The 22,379-nt window shown below is 48.0% G+C and carries 15 protein-coding genes and 1 pseudogene; 11 read left to right on the forward strand and 5 right to left on the reverse strand.

The annotated features are described in order from the left end of the window. Positions 1-289: 289 nt before the first annotated feature. Complete coding sequence (locus PREMU_RS12060) at positions 290-883, forward strand: hypothetical protein (RefSeq protein ID WP_174262885.1); 594 nt, start codon at positions 290-292, stop codon at positions 881-883. A gap of 726 nt (positions 884-1,609) precedes the next feature. Here the strand turns inward: PREMU_RS12060 and PREMU_RS15780 are convergent. Both PREMU_RS15780 and PREMU_RS15785 read right to left on the reverse strand, forming a co-directional pair. Further along, positions 1,610-2,335, reverse strand: a complete 726-nt coding sequence (locus tag PREMU_RS15780) for an IS66 family transposase (protein WP_223918616.1) — start codon at positions 2,333-2,335, stop codon at positions 1,610-1,612. A 6-nt stretch (positions 2,336-2,341) separates the two neighbouring features. After that, a complete protein-coding gene (locus PREMU_RS15785; protein WP_373313177.1) occupies positions 2,342-2,938 on the reverse strand; it encodes a DUF6444 domain-containing protein in 597 nt (198 codons plus the stop codon). A gap of 365 nt (positions 2,939-3,303) precedes the next feature. Here PREMU_RS15785 and PREMU_RS12070 point away from each other — a divergent pair, with 365 nt between their 5' ends. The 10 genes and pseudogenes from PREMU_RS12070 to PREMU_RS12115 all read left to right on the forward strand — a co-directional run bounded on the left by PREMU_RS12070 (position 3,304) and on the right by PREMU_RS12115 (position 15,304). Further along, on the forward strand, positions 3,304-4,221 hold the full coding sequence (locus PREMU_RS12070) for a bacteriophage abortive infection AbiH family protein (protein WP_007575691.1): 918 nt from the start codon (positions 3,304-3,306) through the stop codon (positions 4,219-4,221). A gap of 75 nt (positions 4,222-4,296) precedes the next feature. Then, complete coding sequence (locus tag PREMU_RS12075) at positions 4,297-5,247, forward strand: IS1595-like element ISPrmu1 family transposase (protein WP_040559037.1); 951 nt, start codon at positions 4,297-4,299, stop codon at positions 5,245-5,247. A 226-nt stretch (positions 5,248-5,473) separates the two neighbouring features. Then, positions 5,474-6,426 (forward strand): annotated as a pseudogene (locus tag PREMU_RS12080) (IS1595 family transposase). A 293-nt stretch (positions 6,427-6,719) separates the two neighbouring features. Beyond that, positions 6,720-8,525: an alpha-amylase family glycosyl hydrolase gene (locus tag PREMU_RS12085; RefSeq protein WP_007575694.1), complete on the forward strand. Its 1,806-nt coding sequence runs from the start codon at positions 6,720-6,722 to the stop codon at positions 8,523-8,525. A 556-nt stretch (positions 8,526-9,081) separates the two neighbouring features. Beyond that, positions 9,082-10,473 carry a hypothetical protein gene (locus PREMU_RS12090; RefSeq protein WP_007575696.1) on the forward strand — a complete coding sequence of 464 codons (1,392 nt, stop codon included), beginning with the start codon at positions 9,082-9,084 and terminating at the stop codon, positions 10,471-10,473. A 20-nt stretch (positions 10,474-10,493) separates the two neighbouring features. Beyond that, entirely contained in the window at positions 10,494-10,943 is a 450-nt protein-coding gene (locus PREMU_RS12095; protein ID WP_007575698.1) for a hypothetical protein, read from the forward strand. Further along, positions 10,943-11,566: a DUF4903 family protein gene (locus tag PREMU_RS12100; RefSeq protein ID WP_007575700.1), complete on the forward strand. Its 624-nt coding sequence runs from the start codon at positions 10,943-10,945 to the stop codon at positions 11,564-11,566. The genes PREMU_RS12095 and PREMU_RS12100 overlap by 1 nt, the downstream gene beginning before the upstream one ends. 8 nt (positions 11,567-11,574) lie before the next feature. Beyond that, positions 11,575-13,725, forward strand: coding sequence for a TonB-dependent receptor plug domain-containing protein (locus tag PREMU_RS12105; protein WP_007575702.1), 2,151 nt, complete (start codon positions 11,575-11,577; stop codon positions 13,723-13,725). Positions 13,726-13,748: 23 nt separating this feature from the next. Further along, complete coding sequence (locus PREMU_RS12110) at positions 13,749-14,444, forward strand: HmuY family protein (protein ID WP_007575704.1); 696 nt, start codon at positions 13,749-13,751, stop codon at positions 14,442-14,444. After that, positions 14,441-15,304 (forward strand): hypothetical protein, encoded by an 864-nt coding sequence (locus PREMU_RS12115; RefSeq protein ID WP_007575706.1) that lies wholly within the window; start codon positions 14,441-14,443, stop codon positions 15,302-15,304. Before PREMU_RS12110 ends, PREMU_RS12115 begins: the two co-directional genes overlap by 4 nt. A gap of 45 nt (positions 15,305-15,349) precedes the next feature. Here the strand turns inward: PREMU_RS12115 and PREMU_RS12120 are convergent, their stop codons facing one another. The 3 genes from PREMU_RS12120 to PREMU_RS12130 all read right to left on the reverse strand — a co-directional run bounded on the left by PREMU_RS12120 (position 15,350) and on the right by PREMU_RS12130 (position 22,377). Next, the gene (locus tag PREMU_RS12120; RefSeq protein WP_007575708.1) at positions 15,350-19,300 is read right to left on the reverse strand and encodes a hybrid sensor histidine kinase/response regulator; all 3,951 of its coding nucleotides are present in this window, start codon (positions 19,298-19,300) and stop codon (positions 15,350-15,352) included. Positions 19,301-19,433: 133 nt separating this feature from the next. Continuing rightward, positions 19,434-20,438, reverse strand: a complete 1,005-nt coding sequence (locus PREMU_RS12125) for a hypothetical protein (protein WP_007575710.1) — start codon at positions 20,436-20,438, stop codon at positions 19,434-19,436. 19 nt (positions 20,439-20,457) lie between these two features. Further along, entirely contained in the window at positions 20,458-22,377 is a 1,920-nt protein-coding gene (locus tag PREMU_RS12130) for a RagB/SusD family nutrient uptake outer membrane protein (protein ID WP_007575712.1), read from the reverse strand. Positions 22,378-22,379 lie beyond the last annotated feature (2 nt).

Below are 22,379 nucleotides of genomic sequence, written 5' to 3' on the forward strand. Positions count from 1 at the left end.
CAGGGGATAGTGTGAAAGCCGAGATGGAAAAGACTTCGAAAAGCATAGGCAGGAAACCATTGTATCAATTTCTGACAACGGATACAATCTATGTAACGCCTGCCGGGATGCAGGAATTCCACATCACAGAGATATCAGTCACACTTTTGGCACTATATTAAATAAGTATTTCTCGGACTCCGCTGATTTCAAGGAATTTACAACAGTTATGGAGAAAAAACGTCTCACTTACCAGTTAACGGACAAGGCAATAGTACTGCCTCCCAAACAACGGGCAATAGCCAGATTCATGAATACATTCATTTGGGTGAAGTGGGCGCACAAACTTCTCGATGGATATGACCGGCTCACGGATGAGCAGAAGGAAGCTGCACGCTTTATGCTGGATAATAAAGACCTTATAGAAGAGCTAAACAGCATCCGAAAATGCATGGAATATGTTGAAATGAGATGCAAGAATGACGGACTGAGCAAAGAGTTGGCAAGGTTCCTCATTTGGCGGATAACCGTAGACCTAATCACCCCAAAGGACGGCACTAAAAGGATGAGGAATGTCGGCATTGACATGTTTGTATATCTTCAAGAGGAATGCAGACTGCTTCAATCGGAAACGGATGTACACATTATCTCATCAGATATTATAGAATCTTGTTTCGGGGTCTTCAAGGCGATGAAGTCTCCAGATAAACTCTGCGGAGTGACCAAGCATGCGCTGGTCTTACCATTGGCAATAAGCTTCATCTCGGAAAAGCGAAGAGAGTCATTTGATTTTATTGCAGCCATGGAGAATGTCCACTATAAAGATTTGGACGAATGGGCCGGTTTCAATTTATATGGGAATCCGACTCAGGAGAGAAAAGATCTCACCCGAAAAATTGGATAGTATTATGAACACAAACTTGACACCCTAGTTTCAAGCATAGAATCTACTGATCTGGATGATTGCGGATATTCATTTAATTTTAAGATAAGCAAAATAGTGCCAGGCAATTATCGACTAAAAGTGTATTATGCCAAACCGAATATGAAATATGACAACTCGGATATTGCGTATAATGGGCAACTCAATCTAACTCAGAATAATAAGGAAAGAATAAAACTCAATTCCGAATTGAGTTTGCCAGAGAATTAAATGTGAAAACTGATTGAATCGTAAAAGACAAGAGCCTATCTATCCATGACACGTATGTCTTTATTGCGGATTTCAGCCCTTTTTGATTATCGTATCAAAGAGGGCTATTTTTTTAAGGGGGGCATGATATTCTCTAACCACAGTATTTGTTTATTCGTTGCCCTTTATACCATTATATTGTATCACGAATAAAAGGGAATATCACTTGGACTTTGGGCACCTTCAGTTATGATATTTTATAGTCATTGCCACTTCATTTCTCCTCATATCTTCCTACAAACCGTCTGGTAAAGTTAAATAATTGGTTGGTTGGTCGGTTTCGCTTTGAGGATTCTCGAAATACAGATTTTTTGATTATATTTTTGCAAGCAAGAAACGAGTCATTGACATTTTTCAGTTCAGTGATAATTTTAATTTGTCTAAATTATAAAACATGAATGAGTAACTATTCAGCAATAGCCATACGCCATGTCCATCCTATAATGATAGGATGGTGCTGATAGCATTGAGTTGTGACCGATGGTTCTTCCATGCCGTGTCTGCGATGGAATGTATTGCAAAGAAAGCATCTGCTCCACCGTCAGACCTGAATGTTCCGGAGATTTTCTGCTTTATCTTCAGTTTTCGGATTCCCCGCTCGCTGGCATTGTTGTCAGATGGTATTCTCGGATTCTCCAGAAAGTTGAATATGTAGTCTCTGCATTTGAAGAGCCCCTTGCGCATCCTTTCGAAATGGTCCTTCAGATGGAGAAGGTTGGCTTGCAGCAGGATGTCTAATTTTTCAGGCCACGCTTTCTTTTCTATTACATCCGCAGGATGCCCGTTCCTTTCGTGGATGGCTTTCCGCAAGAGGCCTGCTACGTCTTTAGACCCATTCTGTGTGGGGTCAAGCTCGTTCAGATATTCAAGTTCGCGCAAAAGATGGGCGAGGCATACTTGGTGGTCAAGGAAGTTGAGCGCGAAATAAGCGCTGTGCCTGTCTGTGACGGCTACCATGTTTTTCAGGGATTCGCCGAATTTGTCCTCAAGCACTCTTGAGGAGCGTCCTGTCGCCCGAAAACAGAGTGTAACGTATGCCGTCTGTGCTATCCATGCCCAGTCCAGTTTCCTGTTGTTGTAACATCCTGATTCGTCAAAGCCCACGACAGCGGATTTCTTCAGCATGTCTTCAAGCAGCGAGATTGCCGGTTTTGCCTTTTCCATGACCTCCTATACAATGTTCCTTATCGTTCCCTGGCTCATGTGTACCGAGAACACCTCAGCCATAAGTGAGGCCAACCGTTCGTAGGGAACACACTGTACGACATTCAAGTATGTCACAATGGCTCTTATGTTACGGCCGAATACGATCCGGCTTCCACGTTTGCGCGGCGCATAGCCTTTGTTGCAGCATCCGCAAGTGCACACCTTCTTGTAGTGGCGGTATTCCGTTACGACAGGAGCCATTGTCGGCAAGTCAACGACTTGGCTTACATAATCGAGTTCCCTTTCAGCATCCGACAGGTCACGTCCGCACTCGCGACAGAAATTTCTTCCGCATTCCTCCATCACATCAGGGACTGCGACCAATTCCTTCAGATGCCCTTCATGTCCCGACTGTCCGCCAGGCTTGAGTCCGCTTTTCTTCCGCAATGACTTTGTGCGTCGGACCACCTCGTCTTTCATGGGTTCCTTGGAAGGTGGCGTGCTGCTGTTGTTCGAGTTCTTCTTTGGCCCCTCGTATTTCTCCAGCTGTTTGCGCAAGGTACGGTTTTCAGCCTGCAATTTTTCCACATTACGGCGCAAGTTGGCATTCTCCGTACGCATCGCATCCATACCCTCTCGCATGGATGCCATCTCCGAAGTCAGCCTTTTAAGTGCTTGCGACATGTCCGTAACTTGCTCTTTCATAGGTACAAAGATACGAAAAATATCTGAGATATACAAGTAAACAGGTGTGTATTTTACTGACAATCAAAGACTTTATTCATTGCGGACAACCGCATTCAAAGGTTGATGGGTAAGTTTGTACTAAGACAGAACTTGTCATGAACAATATTGCTGAATAGTTACCTTCAAGGCAAGAGTTTGAGAAAAAAGTATTAATTTTGCAGCCGAAGTAAATTATCCTGAAGATCCAGTGAACGGATATCACCGGAACGGGTGAACGGATTTACTCCGGAATATGTAAGATGAATCAGAAATCACTATTTCCAGCAATCGATGTGGAGAACAAGCATACGCTTTTCATTATTGGCAACGGGTTTGATATAGCACATGAAATAAAGTCGCAGTATAGCGATTTTGCGGAGTGGGTGCGACAGCAGGGCCATGACCGCCTTAAACAGATGATGGAGACTTTCTTCAGTCACTATAGGGACTTTTGGGGGAACATAGAGAGAGCCCTAGGGGAATATGACGAAGAAGAGATAGTGGACTGGTGCAGTCCTGACGAAGGTATTGACTATGACCACCCAACTCGCTCAGTGGCAGCCATTGAAGATGGCCCCGATTGGTTGTTTAAGCCAATCTTGGATGAATTCTTAGAGGCGTTCAATCAATGGGTGGAAAGTATTGACGTGAACGAGGCAAAAGCAAAGTTTGATTTGCCAGCTGAAAGTCGCTATCTGACCTTTAACTACACTGAGACCTTGGAAAATGTCTACAGCATACCTCAAGAGAATATCCTCCATATCCACGGATCAAGGCTGAAACATGATAACTATATCATTGGTCACAATCAGCCACGCGACCCCAACGATGCATATGAGGACGAAACAGAACTAGTCTTCAAGCAAGATACATGGAGCAAAGTTATAGCATGGATGAATGAATTGGTAAAAGATACCGATGGCATAATAAAGGACAACCAAGCCTTTTTCAATCCACTTGGTGATATTACTAAAGTGGTTGTTATTGGACATTCTTTCTGTCCCGTAGATTACCCATATATGATAGAAATTGTGCAGCAGACAGGAACGAATGTCCCATGGACAATATCATATCACACCAAAAATGATGAAGAACGAATAACAGACTTCATTGCTCATACTGGGTTGCAGAATTGTAGAATGTTTAAGTTAAATGATATCCGCAATCATCCAAATTAGCAAAGTTTACACTGCCTGGACAATCCTTGGTATAAAAATTGCGGGCTTATGTTTGACTATTGGAAAGGAATGATTATGAATTTGACTGATTTCTATGAAGTTTATCCTAACGAGGAAGCTTGCGAGCATGCTCTTAAGGAATTTCGTGAATGCCATACTCTTTATTGTCCGGTATGTGGCGGTTTGCACCTCAGTTGGAATCCAAGCCATAAGTCTTGGACATGTATGGATTGCGGTCATGAGGTTACCCTCCGTTCCGGCACAGTGATGCAAGGAAGTAATCTGCCGATTTTCGATTGGTTCGTGGCAATGTTTCTGATAGTAAGTACGAAGCGGGCCATATCCGCCTTGGAGGTACAGCGCCAGCTTGGAAGGAAACGCTACCAACCCGTCTGGGAAATGATGCATAAGCTGCGTGATGTGATGGGTAAGCGTGACAGTCTCTACAGGCTGTTTGACCAAGTGGAACTTGATGAAGGATTCTTCTCCACGGAGACGCCTGACAGTGAAAAATGGCATCCTCTCAAGCGTGGACATGGAAGCCAGAGGAAGACGGCCGTGCTTGTCATGGCGGAAAGTTCTGTTCCTACAAACACACCAATGAAAAAGTACAGCACCGGGAAACGGGTCGGTCATATCAAGATGGAGGTTATACCGGACTTGAAGGCGGCTACGGAGGAAGACAAAATAAAGAATTCCATAGATGCCGGGGCTAATGCTACCACAGATGCCACGAAGTCTTACGCGGCACTTACAGCGAACAAAATTGTCGCTAAGCATAAAGCATATAAGATGAGGGACAAGATGATGATCGGCAAGGTGCTTCCATGGGTACACATATCCATAAGCAATGCAAAGAGGAGTATTCTTGACACGTACCATGACATCAAGGGGGACTTTCTGCAGCTCTACCTCAACGAGTTCTGCTATAAGTTCAACCGAAGATATTTCGGATTTCATCTGTTCGACAGGCTTGAGCTTTGCGCATGCACTTATAGGACGAGTTTCAAGCATAGAATCTACTGATCTGGATGATTGCGGATATTCATTAAATATAAAAAAGGAGTATCAAATTTATTGAAAAGCTGTAATCTGATAATTCCAGTGAAATTGTTTAAAATTGCTGCTGAAAAGTGGTATCTTATTTTTAATGAATATCCGCAATCATCCGAATTAGCAAAGTTTACACAGCCTGGACAATCCTTGGTATAAAGATTGCGGGCTTATGTTTGACTATTGGAAAGGAATGATTATGAATTTGACTGATTTCTATGAAGTTTATCCTAACGAGGAAGCTTGCGAGCATGCTCTTAAGGAATTTCGTGAATGCCATACTCTTTATTGCCCGGAATGTGGCGGGGTTGCACCTCAGTTGGAATCCAAGCCATAAGTCTTGGACATGTATGGATTGCGGTCATGAGGTTACCCTCCGTTCCGGCACAGTGATGCAAGGAAGTAATCTGCCGATTTTCGATTGGTTCGTGGCAATGTTTCTGATAGTAAGTACGAAGTGGGCCATATCCGCTTTGGAGGTACAGCGCCAGCTTGGAAGGAAATGCTACCAACCCGTGTGGGAAATGATGCATAAGCTGCGTGATGTGATGGGTAAGCGTGACAGCCTCTACAGGCTGTTTGACCAAGTGGAACTTGATGAAGGATTCTTCTCCACGGAGACGCCTGACAGTGAAAAATGGCATCCTCTCAAGCGTGGACATGGAAGCCAGAGGAAGACGGCCGTGCTTGTCATGGCGGAAAGTTCTGTTCCTACAAGCACACCAATGAAGAAGTACAGCACCGGGAAACGGGTCGGTCATATCAAGATGGAGGTTATACCGGACTTGAAGGCGGCTACGGAGGAAGACAAAATAAAGAATTCCATAGATGCCGGGGCTAATGCTACCACAGATGCCACGAAGTCTTACGCGGCACTTACAGCGAACAAAATTGTCGCTAAGTATAAAGCATATAAGATGAGGGACAAGATGATGGTCGGCAAGGTGCTTCCATGGGTACACATATCCATAAGCAATGCAAAGAGGAGTATTCTTGACACGTACCATGACCATCAAGGGGGACTTTCTGCAGCTCTACCTCAACGAGTTCTGCTATAAGTTCAACCGAAGATATTTCGGATTTCACCTGTTCGACAGGCTTGAGCTCTGCGCATGCACTTATAGGACGAGTTTCAAGCATAGAATCTACTGATTTGGATGATTACGGATATTCATTTTCCGTAATCTCCGTCAAACGTGACACCAAGAAGCTTTTCCTTTTTATAGAAATGGTGTGAGAAGATTGGACTAAAGTGAAACATTTAACACTCTATCCCTTGGACACCTCGAATAAATTACTTAATTTTGCGTGTGTAACAGTTTCCCCTTTAATTGTTGAACCTTAATTATAAAAGGATTAACTTTTTCTGAGAGACTGTTATTTTAAACCCTCTAATTTGGGTGGGAAACTTTAGTCAATTAACGAACAACTTAAAAACTCATATTATGCGAAAACTATTATTGACTACAGCCATGGCGCTTGCCCTTTCATCAGCCGCAGCCCAGGGTGTCGACCCACGGGGACCGGAATGGCTCCATGACGCCGTATTTTACCAGATTTACCCATCCTCCTACATGGACTCTGACGGGAACGGCATTGGAGACCTTCCGGGCATCACCTCGAAACTCGACTATATCAAAAGCCTCGGTGTCAATGCGCTGTGGCTCAATCCGTGCTTTGAGTCGGGATGGTTTGACGGGGGCTACGATGTCATCGACTTTTATAAGATAGACCCGCGCTTCGGGACCAACACCGACATGGTGACGCTTCTGCGCGAGGCTCACAAGAGAGGCATTAAAGTGTGTCTCGATCTCGTGGCCGGCCACTCCAGCGTAAGGTGCCAATGGTTCAGGGAGAGTGCCAATGGCGACCGAAACGGACGCTATGCCGACTACTATATCTGGACCGATACGATCAGCGACCAGGATAAGCAGGAGATTGCCAAACGGCATCAGGAGCGGAATCCGGAGTCGTCGACGATCGGCCGTTATGTCGAGTTGAACGCTCCGAGAGGCAAGTATTACGAGAAGAACTTCTTTGAATGCCAGCCCGCTCTGAACTATGGCTTTGCCCATCCCGCCCCGAATCATCGGTGGGAACAGCCCGTTACGGCTCCCGGACCACAGGCCTTGCGCCGCGAGATGCGCAATATTATGGCTTTCTGGTTTGATAAAGGCGTAGATGGCTTCCGCGTGGACATGGCGGCTTCACTGGTGAAGAACGACCCAGGGAAGGTGGAGACCTCCAAACTGTGGAATGAGATGCGGGCGTGGAAGGACAAGCATTATCCACAGTGTGTGCTCATTTCTGAATGGGCTGACCCTACCGTTGCCATTCCTGCAGGATTCAATATTGACTTCATGATTCATTTTGGTGTGCCCGGTTACGGTTCGTTGTTCTTTGCCCGCGATACACCTTATGGCATGCTGCATCCCTGGGACAACAAACAGAACGCTTATAAGTATTGTTATTTCGATAAGGAGGGCAAGGGTAGTCTCGATGAGTTTGTGAGGAACTACTCGCATTCTTACTTCAACACGCGCGACAAGGGATACATTGCTATCCCGTCAGCCAACCACGACTACCAGCGTCCGAATATCGGTTCGCGCAACACCCCTGATCAGTTGAAGGTGGCCATGACGTTCTTCCTCACCATGCCCGGCGTGCCGTTCATCTATTACGGTGATGAGATAGGCATGAAATATGAGATGAATCTTCCGAGTAAGGAAGGTTCCAATGAGCGTGCCGGCACACGTACACCGATGCAGTGGGCGCCCGGAGCCACAGCGGGCTTCTCCACCTGTACGCCAGACAAACTCTATCTGCCGGTGGCTACTGACGGCGGAAAGATAACTGTAGCGGCGGAAGAAAAGGATCCTGGGTCGATGCTTAACTTCACACGGCGGCTCGTTCGGTTGAGGCATGCTACCCCAGCGCTTGGAAATCTTGCCGACTGGAAGCTGATCAGCGATCTTAAACAGCCTTATCCGATGGTCTATGAGCGTACGGCAGGCGGTCAGAAATGTATCGTGGCACTCAACCCCAGCGGCAAGGCTGTCAAGGCGGTGCTGCCACATGTCGTCGCGGCAGAAGCGCCAACCGATAACACGGCCTTTGAACAGGGTGCCGCAAAAGTGAAGGCAGCGAAGCCCCAGACGCTTATCGTCTCAGGAAAGGCAAGCTATAAGAGCGGCAGGAGCGACGTAGTGTCACTTGGTCCCGTGTCGGCTGCCGTGTTCTGCATCAAGTAATGTTAAATGTTAATTAATGGGTGCTTTCATACGCCCATTAATTATAAAGCGATGATACCCCTCCCCTGGTCGGTAAGCTCCGTCCGGGCGGGTATTACGCTTTTACAAAACAGCCTTACATAACATTATGTCGGGATTGTTCAATGGAAGTGCTCTGACATCCAGCCAAGTTCCCATCCGTGACTAAGATCATCAATATAAAGCGCTTCCCTGTAAAAGGCAGTTTTTATGCCATCCATGTTTGTGGCATCATCTTCACAACAAAGTAGTTGACGGCTAACTAAACCCACTGTATATATACAGCCCGAATGAGAGACCTATGGTTCATAGGCCTTTTACCTGTGGTATGTTATGGAATATGGTTTGTCCTTTTGCTCAAATACCGTAAAGGCGCACTTTATGGGTAAATTACCTATAAGTAAGTATAAGCTATTTCATTATTTTTAGGTATTGTGCATAATTAAATATCGCTGTATCTTTGTGCCATAGTTCAAAGTAATACTTTTGTGACCGTAATTCAAGGTGATATTTAATTATAAACTCTAATAGTAAAAAAATGAAAATCTTAAAGTGCTTCTTTACATTCGCAGCTATTGCGCTCTGCCTTGGTTTTAGCTCGTGCAGCAACGATGACGATGGACCGTCCTACAGTGAGACTTCAATTGTCAATGCCCGACTGAAGGCTATTCTCACGGGCAAGGGTTATACCTTCGATGGTAACGGCAATCTGCTCCTTGATGACAAAGCCGTCAACACCACGTCTCTTGACCTGTCAGATACGAAGGTTGATACCGTAGCCTTGAAAGAACTCTCCGTGTTCCCCAATCTGAAAGAGCTGAACCTGAGCAACAATGGTTACGGACCGGGTTTCAACTTCGCCCTGCTTCCCTCAAAGATCAACAGTGTAGACCTCTCCAACAACAAGATTTTTGAATATCCGGGCCTTGTCAACATCGTGACAGCCGAGAATGGTGATGAGACGGTGACGGTTCAACGTAACCTTTCAAAGCTTGTGTTGCCACAGAGCGCTCAATATAATTGCGTAGAGATTCCGACATACTTTGCTCACAAGGATGCAAGTGCTGAAGTGGAAATGCAGGATTCTTTGGGGAACGTAAAAGCTTATACAACCTTAAGGGATGTGCCTTGCGAAGCAACCAGAGCATATCTTAAAGATGTTTTCCCATCCTTATTTGTCGGGAACCAAATAGATGTTAGCAAGCGATTGGTGAAACTTACCGAGGCAAATGCTTCTATTGATTTGGAAAGAGGATCCATTCCTAAGTCAAGTTCAACAAAAAACATTACCAGTGTTGAGGGTGTAGAATATGTGGCCATGAATCCAGGATTTCAAGGAGCTACAATATATATAGATCTTAAAAAGAAATGTACGTTAGCCTATTTAAAGACAAACAGAAAATTAGGAGTGTTAAGTTTGTCAAATATCAACACTCCTCTTCTTGATGTAAGTAACTCTAATAAATTATGTTATATATTGCTTGAGAAAAACGATAGCATCAGGTCGCTAAACTTATCACACTGCACTCTTATGGGAACTAGATCTATGTTGCAAGAAACATCTATTGATCTTCCTAGTGGCATATTAGTTCTTGATTGTCCCTCATTTGAGAAAATAAGTATTTCTAAAGCAGTTAAGAATCTCGGAAGTTTATCACTGGAAGAACTTCCGAATCTGAAAAAACTGGATTTGTCAATGCTTAGTTATATCCAGGAGTGTTATATTACGGAGATCCCCAATTGTAATGTGACAATGTATAATTTCTCCAAGCCATCAGATTGGACGGTTCAACCGTTCTTTGATATATCCGAAGATGTCTATAAACAATCAAGTGTAAAAGAGTTTCTTGATAAATATCATAGTAATCTCAAATCTTCAGGTTGGACAGAATATGGTAAGACCTACGACTGGACAGTAAATTATAAATAATATTTAATTCTTTTAAAATCATGAGAAAATTTTTTGTTTTGATGGTTTTCGCCATGTTCTGTTTCGTGAGCATGGTTCATGCAGAGACTCCCAAGGTAGAGGGCTTAGCAAGGGTAGCTTCCACTGACTTGGATGGAACATATAGCGGTGAGGCTACGCCGACGAAGATGAACGGGATTGCTTTGACCAATCCCAAACTGTATGCCTGTGATTTCGAGATCTCCAATGGCATTTTGATGGGCGATTTTAAAGTAGGGCCACATTATGTTTCGTTGGAATCTAAATCAGAGATTACTGGGCCTGGAACGTATCCTGTATCTGGTTATATTAAACTGTTGGGAGTAAAAAACTACTTTTCTGGTTCAGTAACCATAATAGAGGCCGATGGAAATCAACTCTCTTTCACTGCCGTTGTTTACTTAAGAATAACAGGCTTTGAATCAGACTTCGAATTTACGGGTAGTAAGTAATGCGCATCATTAAGTTTTTATGTCTTTGGGCTTTCGTGTTCGCGTTAGGAGCTTGCTCGAGTGATGAAGAAATCACAAAGACGCCTGTCACTGACTCGTATCTGTCGCAGGCCAAGAGCATACTCAAGGACAGCATTGTGTTCAACGCGAAAGCCTGGCAGGGTACTGTGAACAAGACACGGCTCGAATCAGGCTGTCCCGTCAAATACCATTTCAGCTGGAAAGGTGATACCATGACCTTACAGATCAAGGCCTTCTCCGTCGGCTCCATGCCACTTCGGATATGGTTCGTGGTCAACTGTAAGTTCATGCAGCTGAACAGTTGGGAGAAAGATGAATATACCGGTGATGGCTGGATAAAGTTTGAAGGCTCAGGCGGCAACACGACTTACCTGGCGCTTACAACAGAGTATGCGGACGGCACGGGAGGATCCGGCACCGTCACGGGATACCTGAATGTCCTGACCAAGGAAATAGAGTTTGAGACCAACTTCAACGTAATGAATTTCTCCACACAGGTCTATCAGCAGAAGATTGATTACAGCCGCATGGCCAACTTCGATGCTGAGTTCGCCCAGTACGAGAAGGATCTGGCAGAATATAAGAAAGAACATGGTCTATAGTGTAAATCATGCTTAGAGAAACTTTTACGGCCATTCTCTTCATGGGAATGGCTGTTTTACAATGTAATGCACAGACATCAGAGTCAAAGAAGGATTCGGTCAGCAGGCAAGGTGACATGAGCAAGCAGACCTATCAGCTGCAAGGCATCACGGTCACGGGCTCGACGGCTTCCCGGCCTATCAGACTGTCACCTGTCACTACACAGGTGTTGGGCGGTAAGGCCTTGGTGGATGCCGGTTACGGAAACATCCAGCAGGCCCTTCTCATGGAAACGCCCGGCCTCAACATCCAAAAGGTGGGGTTTGGCAATGAACTGAACATGGAAGGTCTTGACGCACGCCACGTCCTTTTTCTGATGGACGGCGAGCGCATGACTGGCGACATGGCAGGTAACCTGGACTATGAGCGCTTTAACCTGCATGCCATCGACAGGATAGAGATCATCAAAGGTGCCAGCAGTACCCTCTATGGCAGCCGTGCCTCGGGGGCCGTCATCAACATGATCACGAAGAAGACAACCGATCCCGTATCCATCGAGACGGGCGTACGCTGGGGACAGATGAACGAGACCAACTACAAGCATCCCCAGAAGAAAGACTTCCTCTACGGTTTTGAGAAGAACGCCGACAAGCCCAACCTGCAGGCATGGCTTTCCGCGGGTCTGCACCAAGGGAAGGTGACATCGCAGACCGATGTGTGGTATTCGTCCACCGATGCTTTCTACCTGTACCAGAAGGCGAACGACTCGAAGACTTACACCAAGGAGGCCAATCCCTGGCTTGATCACGATGTGAAGATCACGAGTGAGCTGCCGCGTTCACCGATGGGTGTGGAGGGTGATGAGCATATCTCCATGCAGCAGAAACTCTATTATGAGCCGGTCAAAGGACTGAAGCTTCAGGCTGACGGCTCGGCTTTCTTCATGAACACCTATGACCTCAGGCAGGACTTAGTCTTCACGCAGTCTAAGGACTTCTCGTGGGGAGCGAAGGCTTGCTATAGCCTAAAGAACTGGTTTACTCTGACGGCGAGCTGGCACACGGATTATTACTATCGCTATAAACGCCATGAGCGCCGTGACGAACGCAAGAAAGTGTATGACTCGCAGATCATTGAGCCCCGTCTGTGGTTGGAGAGCCGTTTTTTCAAACGGCATGACATCATCCTCGGATTGGAGTATTTCAGTGATGAGCTTACCAGTGACAGGTTTATCAACCGTAAGATGACCACCCGTGCCCTGAAGGAGACGGAGGCCTTTGTCCAAGACGAATGGCAGCCTGTAGACAAGTGGACATTCTCCCTCGGCGTGCGTACCAATTTCAGCCGGCAGTTCGGTTTCATGTGGATGCCGAAGATGGCTGCTAAATATCAGATGAATGACAATTTAGCACTGCGTGCCAACTACTCTATGGGCTACCGTGCACCGAGCATCAAGGAACTGTTCTTCAACTGGGACCATTTGGGGATGTTCATGATTAAGGGCAACGAGTATCTGAAGCCGGAGAAGAACAATTATTTCTCTCTCGGAGCCGAATACAGCAAAGGCGGCTTCTTCATCAACGGAACGATCTACGCCAACCTCTTCCGTAAGAAGATAGAGGGTGTGTGGCGTATCTATGACATGCAGTACAACTTTGAGTATACTAATCTCGACAATCAGACCATGGCAGGCGCGGAATGGGTGATGAAATGGAAATTCCTTCGCCACTGGACGCTCGACGCTTCCTACTCCTATGTGTACGTAAGCAAGGAAAATGGTCTCAGGATCAACACCACCTCACCGCATGCGGCAACAGGTGGACTGATGTATCGGTGGGACAACGGTAAGAACTACGGCCTTTCCGCCAATCTCAATGCTTCACTGATGGGAAAGAAAATCTACGATGTGCAGGACCGTCTGACCGTTGACGGGGTGAGCCATGACGCCTATTTTCGTTGTGAGCTGCCGATGTATGTGCTTTGCAACCTCAATGTGTTGCAGGATTTTGGCAGATACCTGAAAGTGTCAGCCGGCGTGAACAATCTCTTCAATTATAAACCCAAGACGCTGGGTTCCGGACTTACCGCTTTCAGTGTACCGGCTACGGCAGGCGCGAGGTTCTATGTACAGATGGAGGTGAAGTTGGATGCCTTGTTCCATAAGAAGAGTACATTCTAATACTGCATTCTGAAGATAAAATTATGAAGAAAATAGTTTTACTTTGCCCTTTCATCATGCTTCTGCTCGTATCTTGTTATGAGTACGATGCCGATGAGTTCTCGGGCAAGATACTGCCGCGGGTGACGGGCTACAGCACAGGGGTCACCAACGACTGGCTTTATTTTAACCTTCGTACGGGCGAGATGTTCAACGCCACGGCTCCCAACCAGCAGATCAAGGAAGGCGAGCAGATCACGCGTACCGACTGGGACTTTGCCGTGTGCGGTTACCATTTCCGTACGAACGGTGGCACCAGCGGGCCGGGGGAGGGTGGGGCCTGCGATCTCGGCTATGCCAATTATGACAAGTGGCAGACCGCGTCACAGATACCTCCCGATGTACAGTTTGTGGTAGACGATAGTATCTACATCACCTATTCACAGGCCGACTGGTACCGCTATTTAGGCAAGCACAACCTTAACTTTGACGAGAATCCGTGGTTTGATCCCAACAGCGGCATCCGGCAGACACGCTCCTCGGGAAACCCGTTGCTTGACAAAGCCATCGCGCTGAGCGGACCTCCGATGGAATATACGCCCTCACAGCACACTTATTGCATCCGGACTGCTGACGGGAGACATTATTATAAGCTGATGGTTGTGAGCTGGTACAATACCAATTCGGCGATAGATGACAGTGGCGGTCAGATGAGTTATTATCTTGATGAACTGAAATGATGAAACACACATATTACTGGGGCAAGACGATCGCATCGTTTCTTCTTGTCCTCTTTACCATGCCCCTGGGGCACGCGCTGATGATGATCATGGACAAGACGATGTCTCCCGTGGCAGTCCATTATGCGGGATTCCTGATAGGCCTTGTCGGCTTTATTATTGTTATTGCCGGCGTGTTTGTCAAAGGCGACACGAAGCAGACCCTCTTCGGCCTCTTTGGTGGCTTATTCTTCTGGACCGGTTGGGTGGAGTTTCTCTTCCAGTATTATGCCACGCGTTACGGCACGCAGCCGGAGGTCGTCAACGGGGTTGTCGTCACGCGCCCCGAGTATCTCGTCATGCCCGCCACCTTCGGACTGTGGATGATGGTGATGACACTTTACATCTTCTGTACGCGTACAGGGTGTAACTTCATCAACTGGTGGCAGTGTTGTCTTTTCGGCAAGCGCAGGACAGAGATAGCCGCACGCCCGATGACGCGTCATGTCTCCATCGTCACCTTCATGGAGCTGAACATGATTCTCTGGACGAGCTATCTGGCGCTGATGTTCTGTTACGATCCGCGTTTCATCGGCGACCATAGTCCGATAACTTTCCTTGTAGGCTTCGGGTGTCTCGTCGGGTCCGTGTTCATGTTCAGGCGGGAGCTGTTGCTTGCCACTTGGGGAGCTAATATCCGCATGGCCATTGCTACGGTCATCGTGTTCTGGACGCCGGTGGAGATTCTCGGACGTGTCAACTTTTTCAAGGAAATATGGATAGAGCCGGAGAAGTATACTGCTCCGATGCTTTGTATTCTCTTCGCTTTCCTGATACTGCTCGGCTATATCATCATCGTGGCAAGAAAGAAAAAACGTTGACATCTTTCTCCTTTTATGTCCTTCGTTTTCCTATTCGGTAGAAAGTCAGCTGGATTTGATGAAGTCTTTGGGCAGGATTCCGAACTGGGCATAGAAGCATTTGGTGAAGTAGCCGGAGTTGTTGAAGCCTACTTTGTAGCACACTTCGTTGATTTTGCAGTCGCCGGCCTTCAGTAACTGGGCAGCATATTTCAGCCGTTCAATGCGGATATAGGTATTGGGAGATACGTTAAGTGTCCCCCTCACCTTCCGGTTCAGGTTGGAGCGGCTCATGTTCATGTCGGAGGCGAGCTGGTCGACATTGAACTCGCTGTTGCTCATGTGCCGTTGCATCACACTTCGCAGCCGTTCCAGGAACTCCTTGTCGACATTGCTTTTCGCCACGGAATCTGACGAGACGAAAGGTGAGCCGGCATAGGTACGCTTTATTTCTTCGCGCGACCGCAGCAGATTGGTGATGGTATTGATGAGGAATTCCATAGAGAAAGGCTTCTCTATATAGGCGTCGGCACCGCTTTCCATTCCCTCCATCCGTGCCAAATCCAGTGTGGCAGCGGTGAGGAGGATAACAGGCGTGTGGCTGTAGTTTACATCTTTCTTGATGTTCCGGCACAGCTCAAAGCCATTGATGGGTGCCATCATCACATCGGTGACCACCAGGCTCACTTTTTCCCGCTCCAGCACGGAGAGCGCTTCCTGTCCGTTGGCCGCCAGGACGATGTCGTAATAATCCTGCAATGTGCGTTTTTCGTATTTCAACATCTCGGCATTGTCATCTACTAACAGCAGCAAAGGACGTCCCGGTTTCCTGGGTTCGGCTTCGTCCATATTGGTGAGGCCTGACTCTGTAGATAACGGGATATAGTCTGTCTGGTTCAGAGGGAGGGTGAGGCGGAACACGTTCAGATGGCCGTTCTCATCCATGGTGAGTGTTCCTTTGTGCAGTTCGGCCAGGTTTTTGGCCAGTGCCAGCCCTATTCCCGTTCCGGTCTGTGCTGTCTGCTGATGGTTTTCTACCCTGAAGAAGGGTTCGAAAATCCTGCTTCGAAGATTTTTCGAAATGATATTTCCATCATTGCTGATGATGACAGAGAACGTGTTGTCCGGGGTCGACTCTATGAGAATGGATATCCGGGAAGCACAATATTTTACGGCATTGCTAAGCAAATTACTGATGATCTTCGTGAAACACTCCTGATCAACATAAGCCATAAGGCCCGCATCGCGGACAGACAGCGTGGCATCGATGTTCTTTTCCCGGATCAACGACAGGAAGCGTCGATATGTTTTATCGACTAATTGCGGGATGTCACAGTGCTCGAAGTTCAGTTTCAGTCCGTCTCGTTCGGCTTTTCTGAAGTCCAGCAGCTGGTTGATAAGCTCGTTCAGCCGTTCGGTATTCCTCGACATGATATGCAGATCCTCCTTGGTCTGGGCGTCTTTCACCCTTTCCTGTTTGATGATATGCTCCAGCGGGCCTTTGATGAGGGTAAGGGGGGTACGTATTTCGTGTGCCACATGAGTGAAGAAATTAATCTTACTCTCATAGAGTTCCCTTTCTTTCTCCTGCTCCAGCTTGTCCATTGCCTGCTTGTGTTTGCGCCTGTTGCGCCTGTAAAGATAGCGGACCGTGAAGTAAGTCATTGCGCAGGCGCAGAGAAGATAAAACAGCTTTGCCCAGAACGAGAGCAAAGGATGGGGCTTTACCACCACTTTCAGGCTGTATTCCCGGGCATCCCACTCTCCTTTGCTGTTCTTGATTCTTACGCGAAGCAAGTATTTACCAGCCGGGAGGTTGTCGAATCCGATGCGATAATCTACTCTGACAGGCCGCCACGTATCGGTAAATCCTTCCAGAATATACTCCATCTGATATTTCTGCAGCTGCTCATAGGCCAGCGGGACGACACGCAGGGAGAAGGAATTCTGATTGTATGCCAGTTCTATCTCCTTCGTATAGGAAATGTTCCGGCTCAGAGGGCTGCCGGAAGTGTGGTTGTCTACATCGGTATTATTCACGATCAGGTCCGTCGCAATGAGCCTTGGCGTGGGGTAATGCCGTTTGAAGGCACCGGGAGAGAACTTCACGATGCCATTGTACGACCCGAAGTAGATGTCGCCTTTTCGGTCGACAGCGGCCGAAGAGACATTGAGCTGGTTGTCGAGCATCGTCACCTGAGCAGAGAACAGCTGCGACTGCCTTGTGCCGGCATCGTACCTCAGGATACCGCTCAGGGTCGACATCCAGAGGAATCCGTCCCGGTCCTCTACGAGGTCGAGCACCACCGGCTCGGCCGTTCCATAGCCTTCCAGCGACACTTTCCGTATCTTCCCGGTGCGGGGGGTGTAGGAAAAGAGCCCGTTTCCCAGTGTCATGATCCACATATTGCCGTTTCTGTCTTCGTACAGTCCTACGGCTTTGCCCAGCGTATAGCCCCCGATGTGGCTGCGGGTGAAATGAATCCAGCGGCGGGCAGTGCCCGTTTTAAGATAAACGCCATTGTTCTGCGTAGCCACCCATAGGTTGCCGAGGTGGTCGAACTTCACCTTGTTGATGAGCACAGGGGGGATGTTGCCGTCGTATTCAAAGTGCCCGTTGCTTCCGTTGAGGCGGCATAGTCCGCGGATCGTGCCGAAATACAGTTCCTTCCGGGGCGACATGGCGATGCTGAAGATGGTGTTGTCGTGCAAGGCCCCCGGCTTTCCATCGGCCTGGAAGCTCTTGATGACCCTGTGCGTATGGGTATTTATCACCTTCAGCCCCGTGGCAAAGGTGCCCGCCCACAGCTCGTTCCCACGCACACATAAACCGTGCACATTGGGAAAAGCCATGCTTTCGGGTATATGGGTGATCCTGCCGGTGGCCATGTTCATGCAGTTCAGGCCTCCGTCTTCTGTACCGATCCATAGCTGTCCGTCGGCATCCTGTACCATTTCGCGCACCCTTCGTCCATGCAGTCTGCCTTCCGCGGGCGATGGAAGAATACGGGCAAAGGGCGGGGCGGACAGCGACACATAGTTTACCCCGCCAAAGTAAGAGCCTATCCACATACCGTTTCCGCGGTCGTGGAGCAGGCAATACAGCGGGTTGTCCGACAGGGAGAAGGGGTCGGAGGCATCGTTGGTGTAGTGATGCAGCGCTTTTGTCGTTATGTTGTAAACGTAAAGTCCCTGCTCGCTGGCCGCCCACACCTCGTTGCCCTTCACCGACAGTGCCCTAACAAAGATGTCGTAGCCGTTCTCCCTGGCCTTTACATCGGTAGCGGAAGCCTGTCTCGGGTTGATGATGCTTAGTCCGTGCTTGTCTGTTCCCACGAAAATCATCGTGGGATTCACCTCCTGAATGGCCGAAACGATACACCCCTTAAAGGGCTGGCGGCCGTTTGCTGTAAAGGGTGTAAGGCTTCGGAACTGGGGAGAAGTGTACCAAAGCCCGCCCCCATAAAAGCCAAGCCACACCCTGTTGCCAGTGCTGAAGCCGATGGAGGCAATGTTCGGGTGGTTCAAAAAGATGTAGTTCTGTAACCGTTTTGTCTTTAAGTCATAGACAAAGAGGCCTTGCTCGTTCACCCCAATGTAGATTCTCCCTTGGTGTCCGGCGATGAAATTTACATTTCCTGTTATCCGATTCTTTCGGTTACTGATGGCCTTGAGAGGGCGGAAGGAGTCAGCCGAGGGTGTGTAGAGCCATACCCCCTGGTCGGTTCCCACCCATATCAGGCCGTCCTCCGACTGGTAGAGCGAGGTGATGAAGTCGCTTCCCAGTTTGGAATTGTTATGGCTGTACACCTTGAAGAAGCTCCCGTCGTATCGGCACAGCCCCACTTTCGTCCCCATCCAGATAAATCCGGTTCGGTCCTGGAGGATAGAATACACCGTGCTTTGCGACAGTCCGTCGTTTGTATCGATGTGTTTGAAAGCGTAATCGGTCTGTGCCGAAGCGGGGCAGAGCTCTAGAAGCAATATACAGACAAGGAATGTGACCTTTTTAAGCATGGCGGTAACGGTGATTAGACTGCAAAGATAATGTTTTTTCTTTATATAAATTCAAGAAAAAGAAAAACAGGCCGCCCTGCAATCAGGGCAGCCTGTCCGGTCTGCAGATTTGAATCTATGTTTTTGAAAGAAGTTATTCGACAGGCGAAATGAGGATGGCGTTGATGAAGCTTGTGCCGTCCGGCTGGTTTCCTCCTTCTCCACCGGTAACGGTAATGATGATTTTCCCGCTTCCGTCGGGGGTTATCTTCATCTTTCCGTAGCGTATGAAGGTGTTGTCTTCGGCAGGTGTCCCGCCGATGGCCGTACCTTTCGGAACTGCCGCTCCCGTGTCTCCCGGGTCGGAAGAGGTTTTCTTTGTCAGCAAGGTTATTGTCGCCCGGTTGTCTCCTGCTGCTGTAATCTTGGCCGAACAGACATCTCCCCAAAAGCGTTTGCTCGCAAAGAATGCGAGATGATAGCTTTGTTTGTAGCTCAGTCCGCTGATTTCGAATACGCCTGTATCGGCTTTCCTGTCGTTCTTGAAGGCACTTCCGGACACGGCATTGGGCAGCGTTATCAGTCTCCCGTCTTCTATTGTCTCTTCCGGATCGCCATCATTCTCGCCCCAGTTGAAGGCACTGGTGATCTTGATGTTTACCCAGGTAGGGTTGCCGTTGATGTCTTTCATCTCGTTGAGCCCTGCTCCTTCCGAGTAGCTTCCCAGGTTGTTCCAAGGAGCATCGGCATTGCCAAAGAGATTGATATAGACAGGTGCCTTAAGTGTATATGACTGTTTATTGACATCCACAATACAGCTGTCTTTCAAAGAGCCGTCTTCCGATGTTATTCTGAGGACAGTCGTACCTACTTTCAAGGTCGTAACCTTGCAGACCAGGGTCTGGGGATCGACGGCAATAGAGGCTACGGTGGGGTCTGAATTAGTCCATGAGAAGCCTTTCGCGAACGTTTCAGGGTTGTTGAACCTGGGCGTTATGCTAAGTTCTTCATCTACTGCTGTGGCAAAGTAATGGCTGCTAAGCTTCACCGTGTGGATATCCGGAGGGATGGGGATTGCGGCTTCGTCGTTGCAACCGGCCATTCCCAGCATCATGAGGATGGCAGATACCCATGCTAAAGATAATTTTTTAATTTTCATGTCAGTAATAGTTTCGTTGTCAATTCCAACCCGGAAGCTGGCGTAAGTTCGGATTCTTGTCTATGTCGTCCTGCGGAATGGGCATCCAATAGTTCTTCTTGGAGAAAGAACGGGTCATGACAGGAGTCCTTACGAAGTATGATTTAGGATTAGACTTATTGTCGCTGTTCAGTGTCCCGGCGAAGTTCATACCGTAGAAAGTGCCGGTCAGTTGCTTCTCGGCTTCCTTCCAACGTCTTAAATCAAACCATCTGGTTCCGTTTTCGCAGGCCAGTTCTACTCTTCTTTCGTGATGAATAGCCTCGCGCATTTCCTCCTGATTGCCAGGAACAGGGATATATCCCTCACCTGTCCCATACTGTGGGATACCCGCACGCTCACGAATAAGATTGAGATACTTCACGATGTCAGGGTTGCCGGGGTCACTTTCGTTGAGTGCCTCGGCATAGTCCAGGTAGGCATCGCCCATCCTGTAGAGCACTCCCGGACGGTAAGGGCGTACTTTCTGGCGTGGATCCACATCCGGAGACACCTTCTTTCTTACAAGATATCCGTAGGAAGGAGCATCGTGGGTAGGGCCACCGTCATAGCCGCCAGAGTAGAACTGGGTGTTTCTTCCCTCTCTCCTGAACCATGCTCCGTTGTAGAGAACGGTGATATAGAAGCGTGGCTCGCGGTTGCAATACATATTGAAGGTGCCTGCCTGGGTGATGACATTGGTGGCATTCTTGACAGATCCGTCAGGAGCACCTTCTATCCATTTGGTCTTTTCTTTGTCATCAGCTTCCGAGAAGCCTGTCTCTGTATAGCCGGAAGCAGTGTTGATGATAGGCGAGCCGTCGGCATTATACCCCTTGATAGGTGCCAGTCCATTCTTCATATAGAACGCGTCGACGAGAGTCTGGCTGACCCCCAGGCCGCCGTTGCCGGCTGTTCCACGGGGCTGGGCGTGCTCATCGTAGCTGTCGGAATTCACCCATGCACGAGGGAACAGTATCTCATTATTACCACGATTGGCGGTAACGAAGAGCATGTTCTGGAACGACATGTATGGATCTATCGTGCCGTCGCTGTTATATTCCTTGTAAAGTCCGTGCCCATTGGCTGCAGCCAGGTCGATCAGCTCCTTGCATGCCTTGGCCGCCTTCTCCCATTTCGCAGGGTCATAGGTAGGGTTGAAGATAAGCTGCCCCTTGTTGTTGCGGTAGTTAGAATAGTCGCTGTTGCCGTTAACGAGCGGGCTTGCTGCAAACAGCAGCAGTCTTGCGCGGATGGCATAGCACATGATAGAGGTAGCACGGCCGTACTTCTTCGCATCAGTATAAAAAGGAGGAAGCACCTTTGCAGCCTCAAGAAGTTTGGCTTCGGTGTCCCTGACCACATCGTCGAACGGTGTCTGACCGATCATCAGAGAGTCAGACTCTAGATTGGCGGTACCCTCCTGCACCGGAACAGCACCCCATACCGTTAGCCGGCAGTAGTTGTTGTAGGCAATAAGGAACTTGGCCTCGTTCTTCATGTACTCCACTTCCTGATCGTTCAGGCCTTGCTCAGGGAGGCTGTGGATACGGTTAAGGAGAGTATAAGCCGACCTTGTCCTACGGGGAAGGGTGTACCAGTATGCCCCACGGTACTCCCAATCGGTCGTCGGATCAAAGCTTCCCTTCTGATACCCGATAACTGGCCATCCATAAGCCTCCCATCCGATGGATGGAGCGATGTCGTCGGCCATACTGTCAAAGCCCCTCATACAGGAGGCATAGTTTTCTACGATACCGGAATAGATAGCACTTAGCCAGCTTTCTACCTCCGATTTATCGCTAAACACCTTTTCCAAGGTTTCGTAATCGTCTGGTTCTCTGTCCAGATAGTCGGTACATGAACCTAAACTGAATATGATGGATGAGGCAATGAATGCCTTCGTGAGAAAATTTTTCATAT

This window comes from Hallella multisaccharivorax DSM 17128 (assembly GCF_000218235.1).
GTDB lineage: Bacteria > Bacteroidota > Bacteroidia > Bacteroidales > Bacteroidaceae > Prevotella > Prevotella multisaccharivorax.

Excerpts from the sequence above, each read along its gene's own strand:
- PREMU_RS12060 (WP_174262885.1), top strand. The coding sequence starts at position 290 with ATGAATACATTCATTTGGGTGAAGTGGGCGCACAAACTTCTCGATGGA.
- PREMU_RS15780 (WP_223918616.1), bottom strand. The coding sequence starts at position 2,335 with ATGGAAAAGGCAAAACCGGCAATCTCGCTGCTTGAAGACATGCTGAAG.
- PREMU_RS15785 (WP_373313177.1), bottom strand. The coding sequence starts at position 2,938 with ATGCGTACGGAGAATGCCAACTTGCGCCGTAATGTGGAAAAATTGCAG.
- PREMU_RS12070 (WP_007575691.1), top strand. The coding sequence starts at position 3,304 with ATGAATCAGAAATCACTATTTCCAGCAATCGATGTGGAGAACAAGCAT.
- PREMU_RS12075 (WP_040559037.1), top strand. The coding sequence starts at position 4,297 with ATGAATTTGACTGATTTCTATGAAGTTTATCCTAACGAGGAAGCTTGC.
- PREMU_RS12085 (WP_007575694.1), top strand. The coding sequence starts at position 6,720 with ATGCGAAAACTATTATTGACTACAGCCATGGCGCTTGCCCTTTCATCA.
- PREMU_RS12090 (WP_007575696.1), top strand. The coding sequence starts at position 9,082 with ATGAAAATCTTAAAGTGCTTCTTTACATTCGCAGCTATTGCGCTCTGC.
- PREMU_RS12095 (WP_007575698.1), top strand. The coding sequence starts at position 10,494 with ATGAGAAAATTTTTTGTTTTGATGGTTTTCGCCATGTTCTGTTTCGTG.
- PREMU_RS12100 (WP_007575700.1), top strand. The coding sequence starts at position 10,943 with ATGCGCATCATTAAGTTTTTATGTCTTTGGGCTTTCGTGTTCGCGTTA.
- PREMU_RS12105 (WP_007575702.1), top strand. The coding sequence starts at position 11,575 with ATGCTTAGAGAAACTTTTACGGCCATTCTCTTCATGGGAATGGCTGTT.
- PREMU_RS12110 (WP_007575704.1), top strand. The coding sequence starts at position 13,749 with ATGAAGAAAATAGTTTTACTTTGCCCTTTCATCATGCTTCTGCTCGTA.
- PREMU_RS12115 (WP_007575706.1), top strand. The coding sequence starts at position 14,441 with ATGATGAAACACACATATTACTGGGGCAAGACGATCGCATCGTTTCTT.
- PREMU_RS12120 (WP_007575708.1), bottom strand. The coding sequence starts at position 19,300 with ATGCTTAAAAAGGTCACATTCCTTGTCTGTATATTGCTTCTAGAGCTC.
- PREMU_RS12125 (WP_007575710.1), bottom strand. The coding sequence starts at position 20,438 with ATGAAAATTAAAAAATTATCTTTAGCATGGGTATCTGCCATCCTCATG.
- PREMU_RS12130 (WP_007575712.1), bottom strand. The coding sequence starts at position 22,377 with ATGAAAAATTTTCTCACGAAGGCATTCATTGCCTCATCCATCATATTC.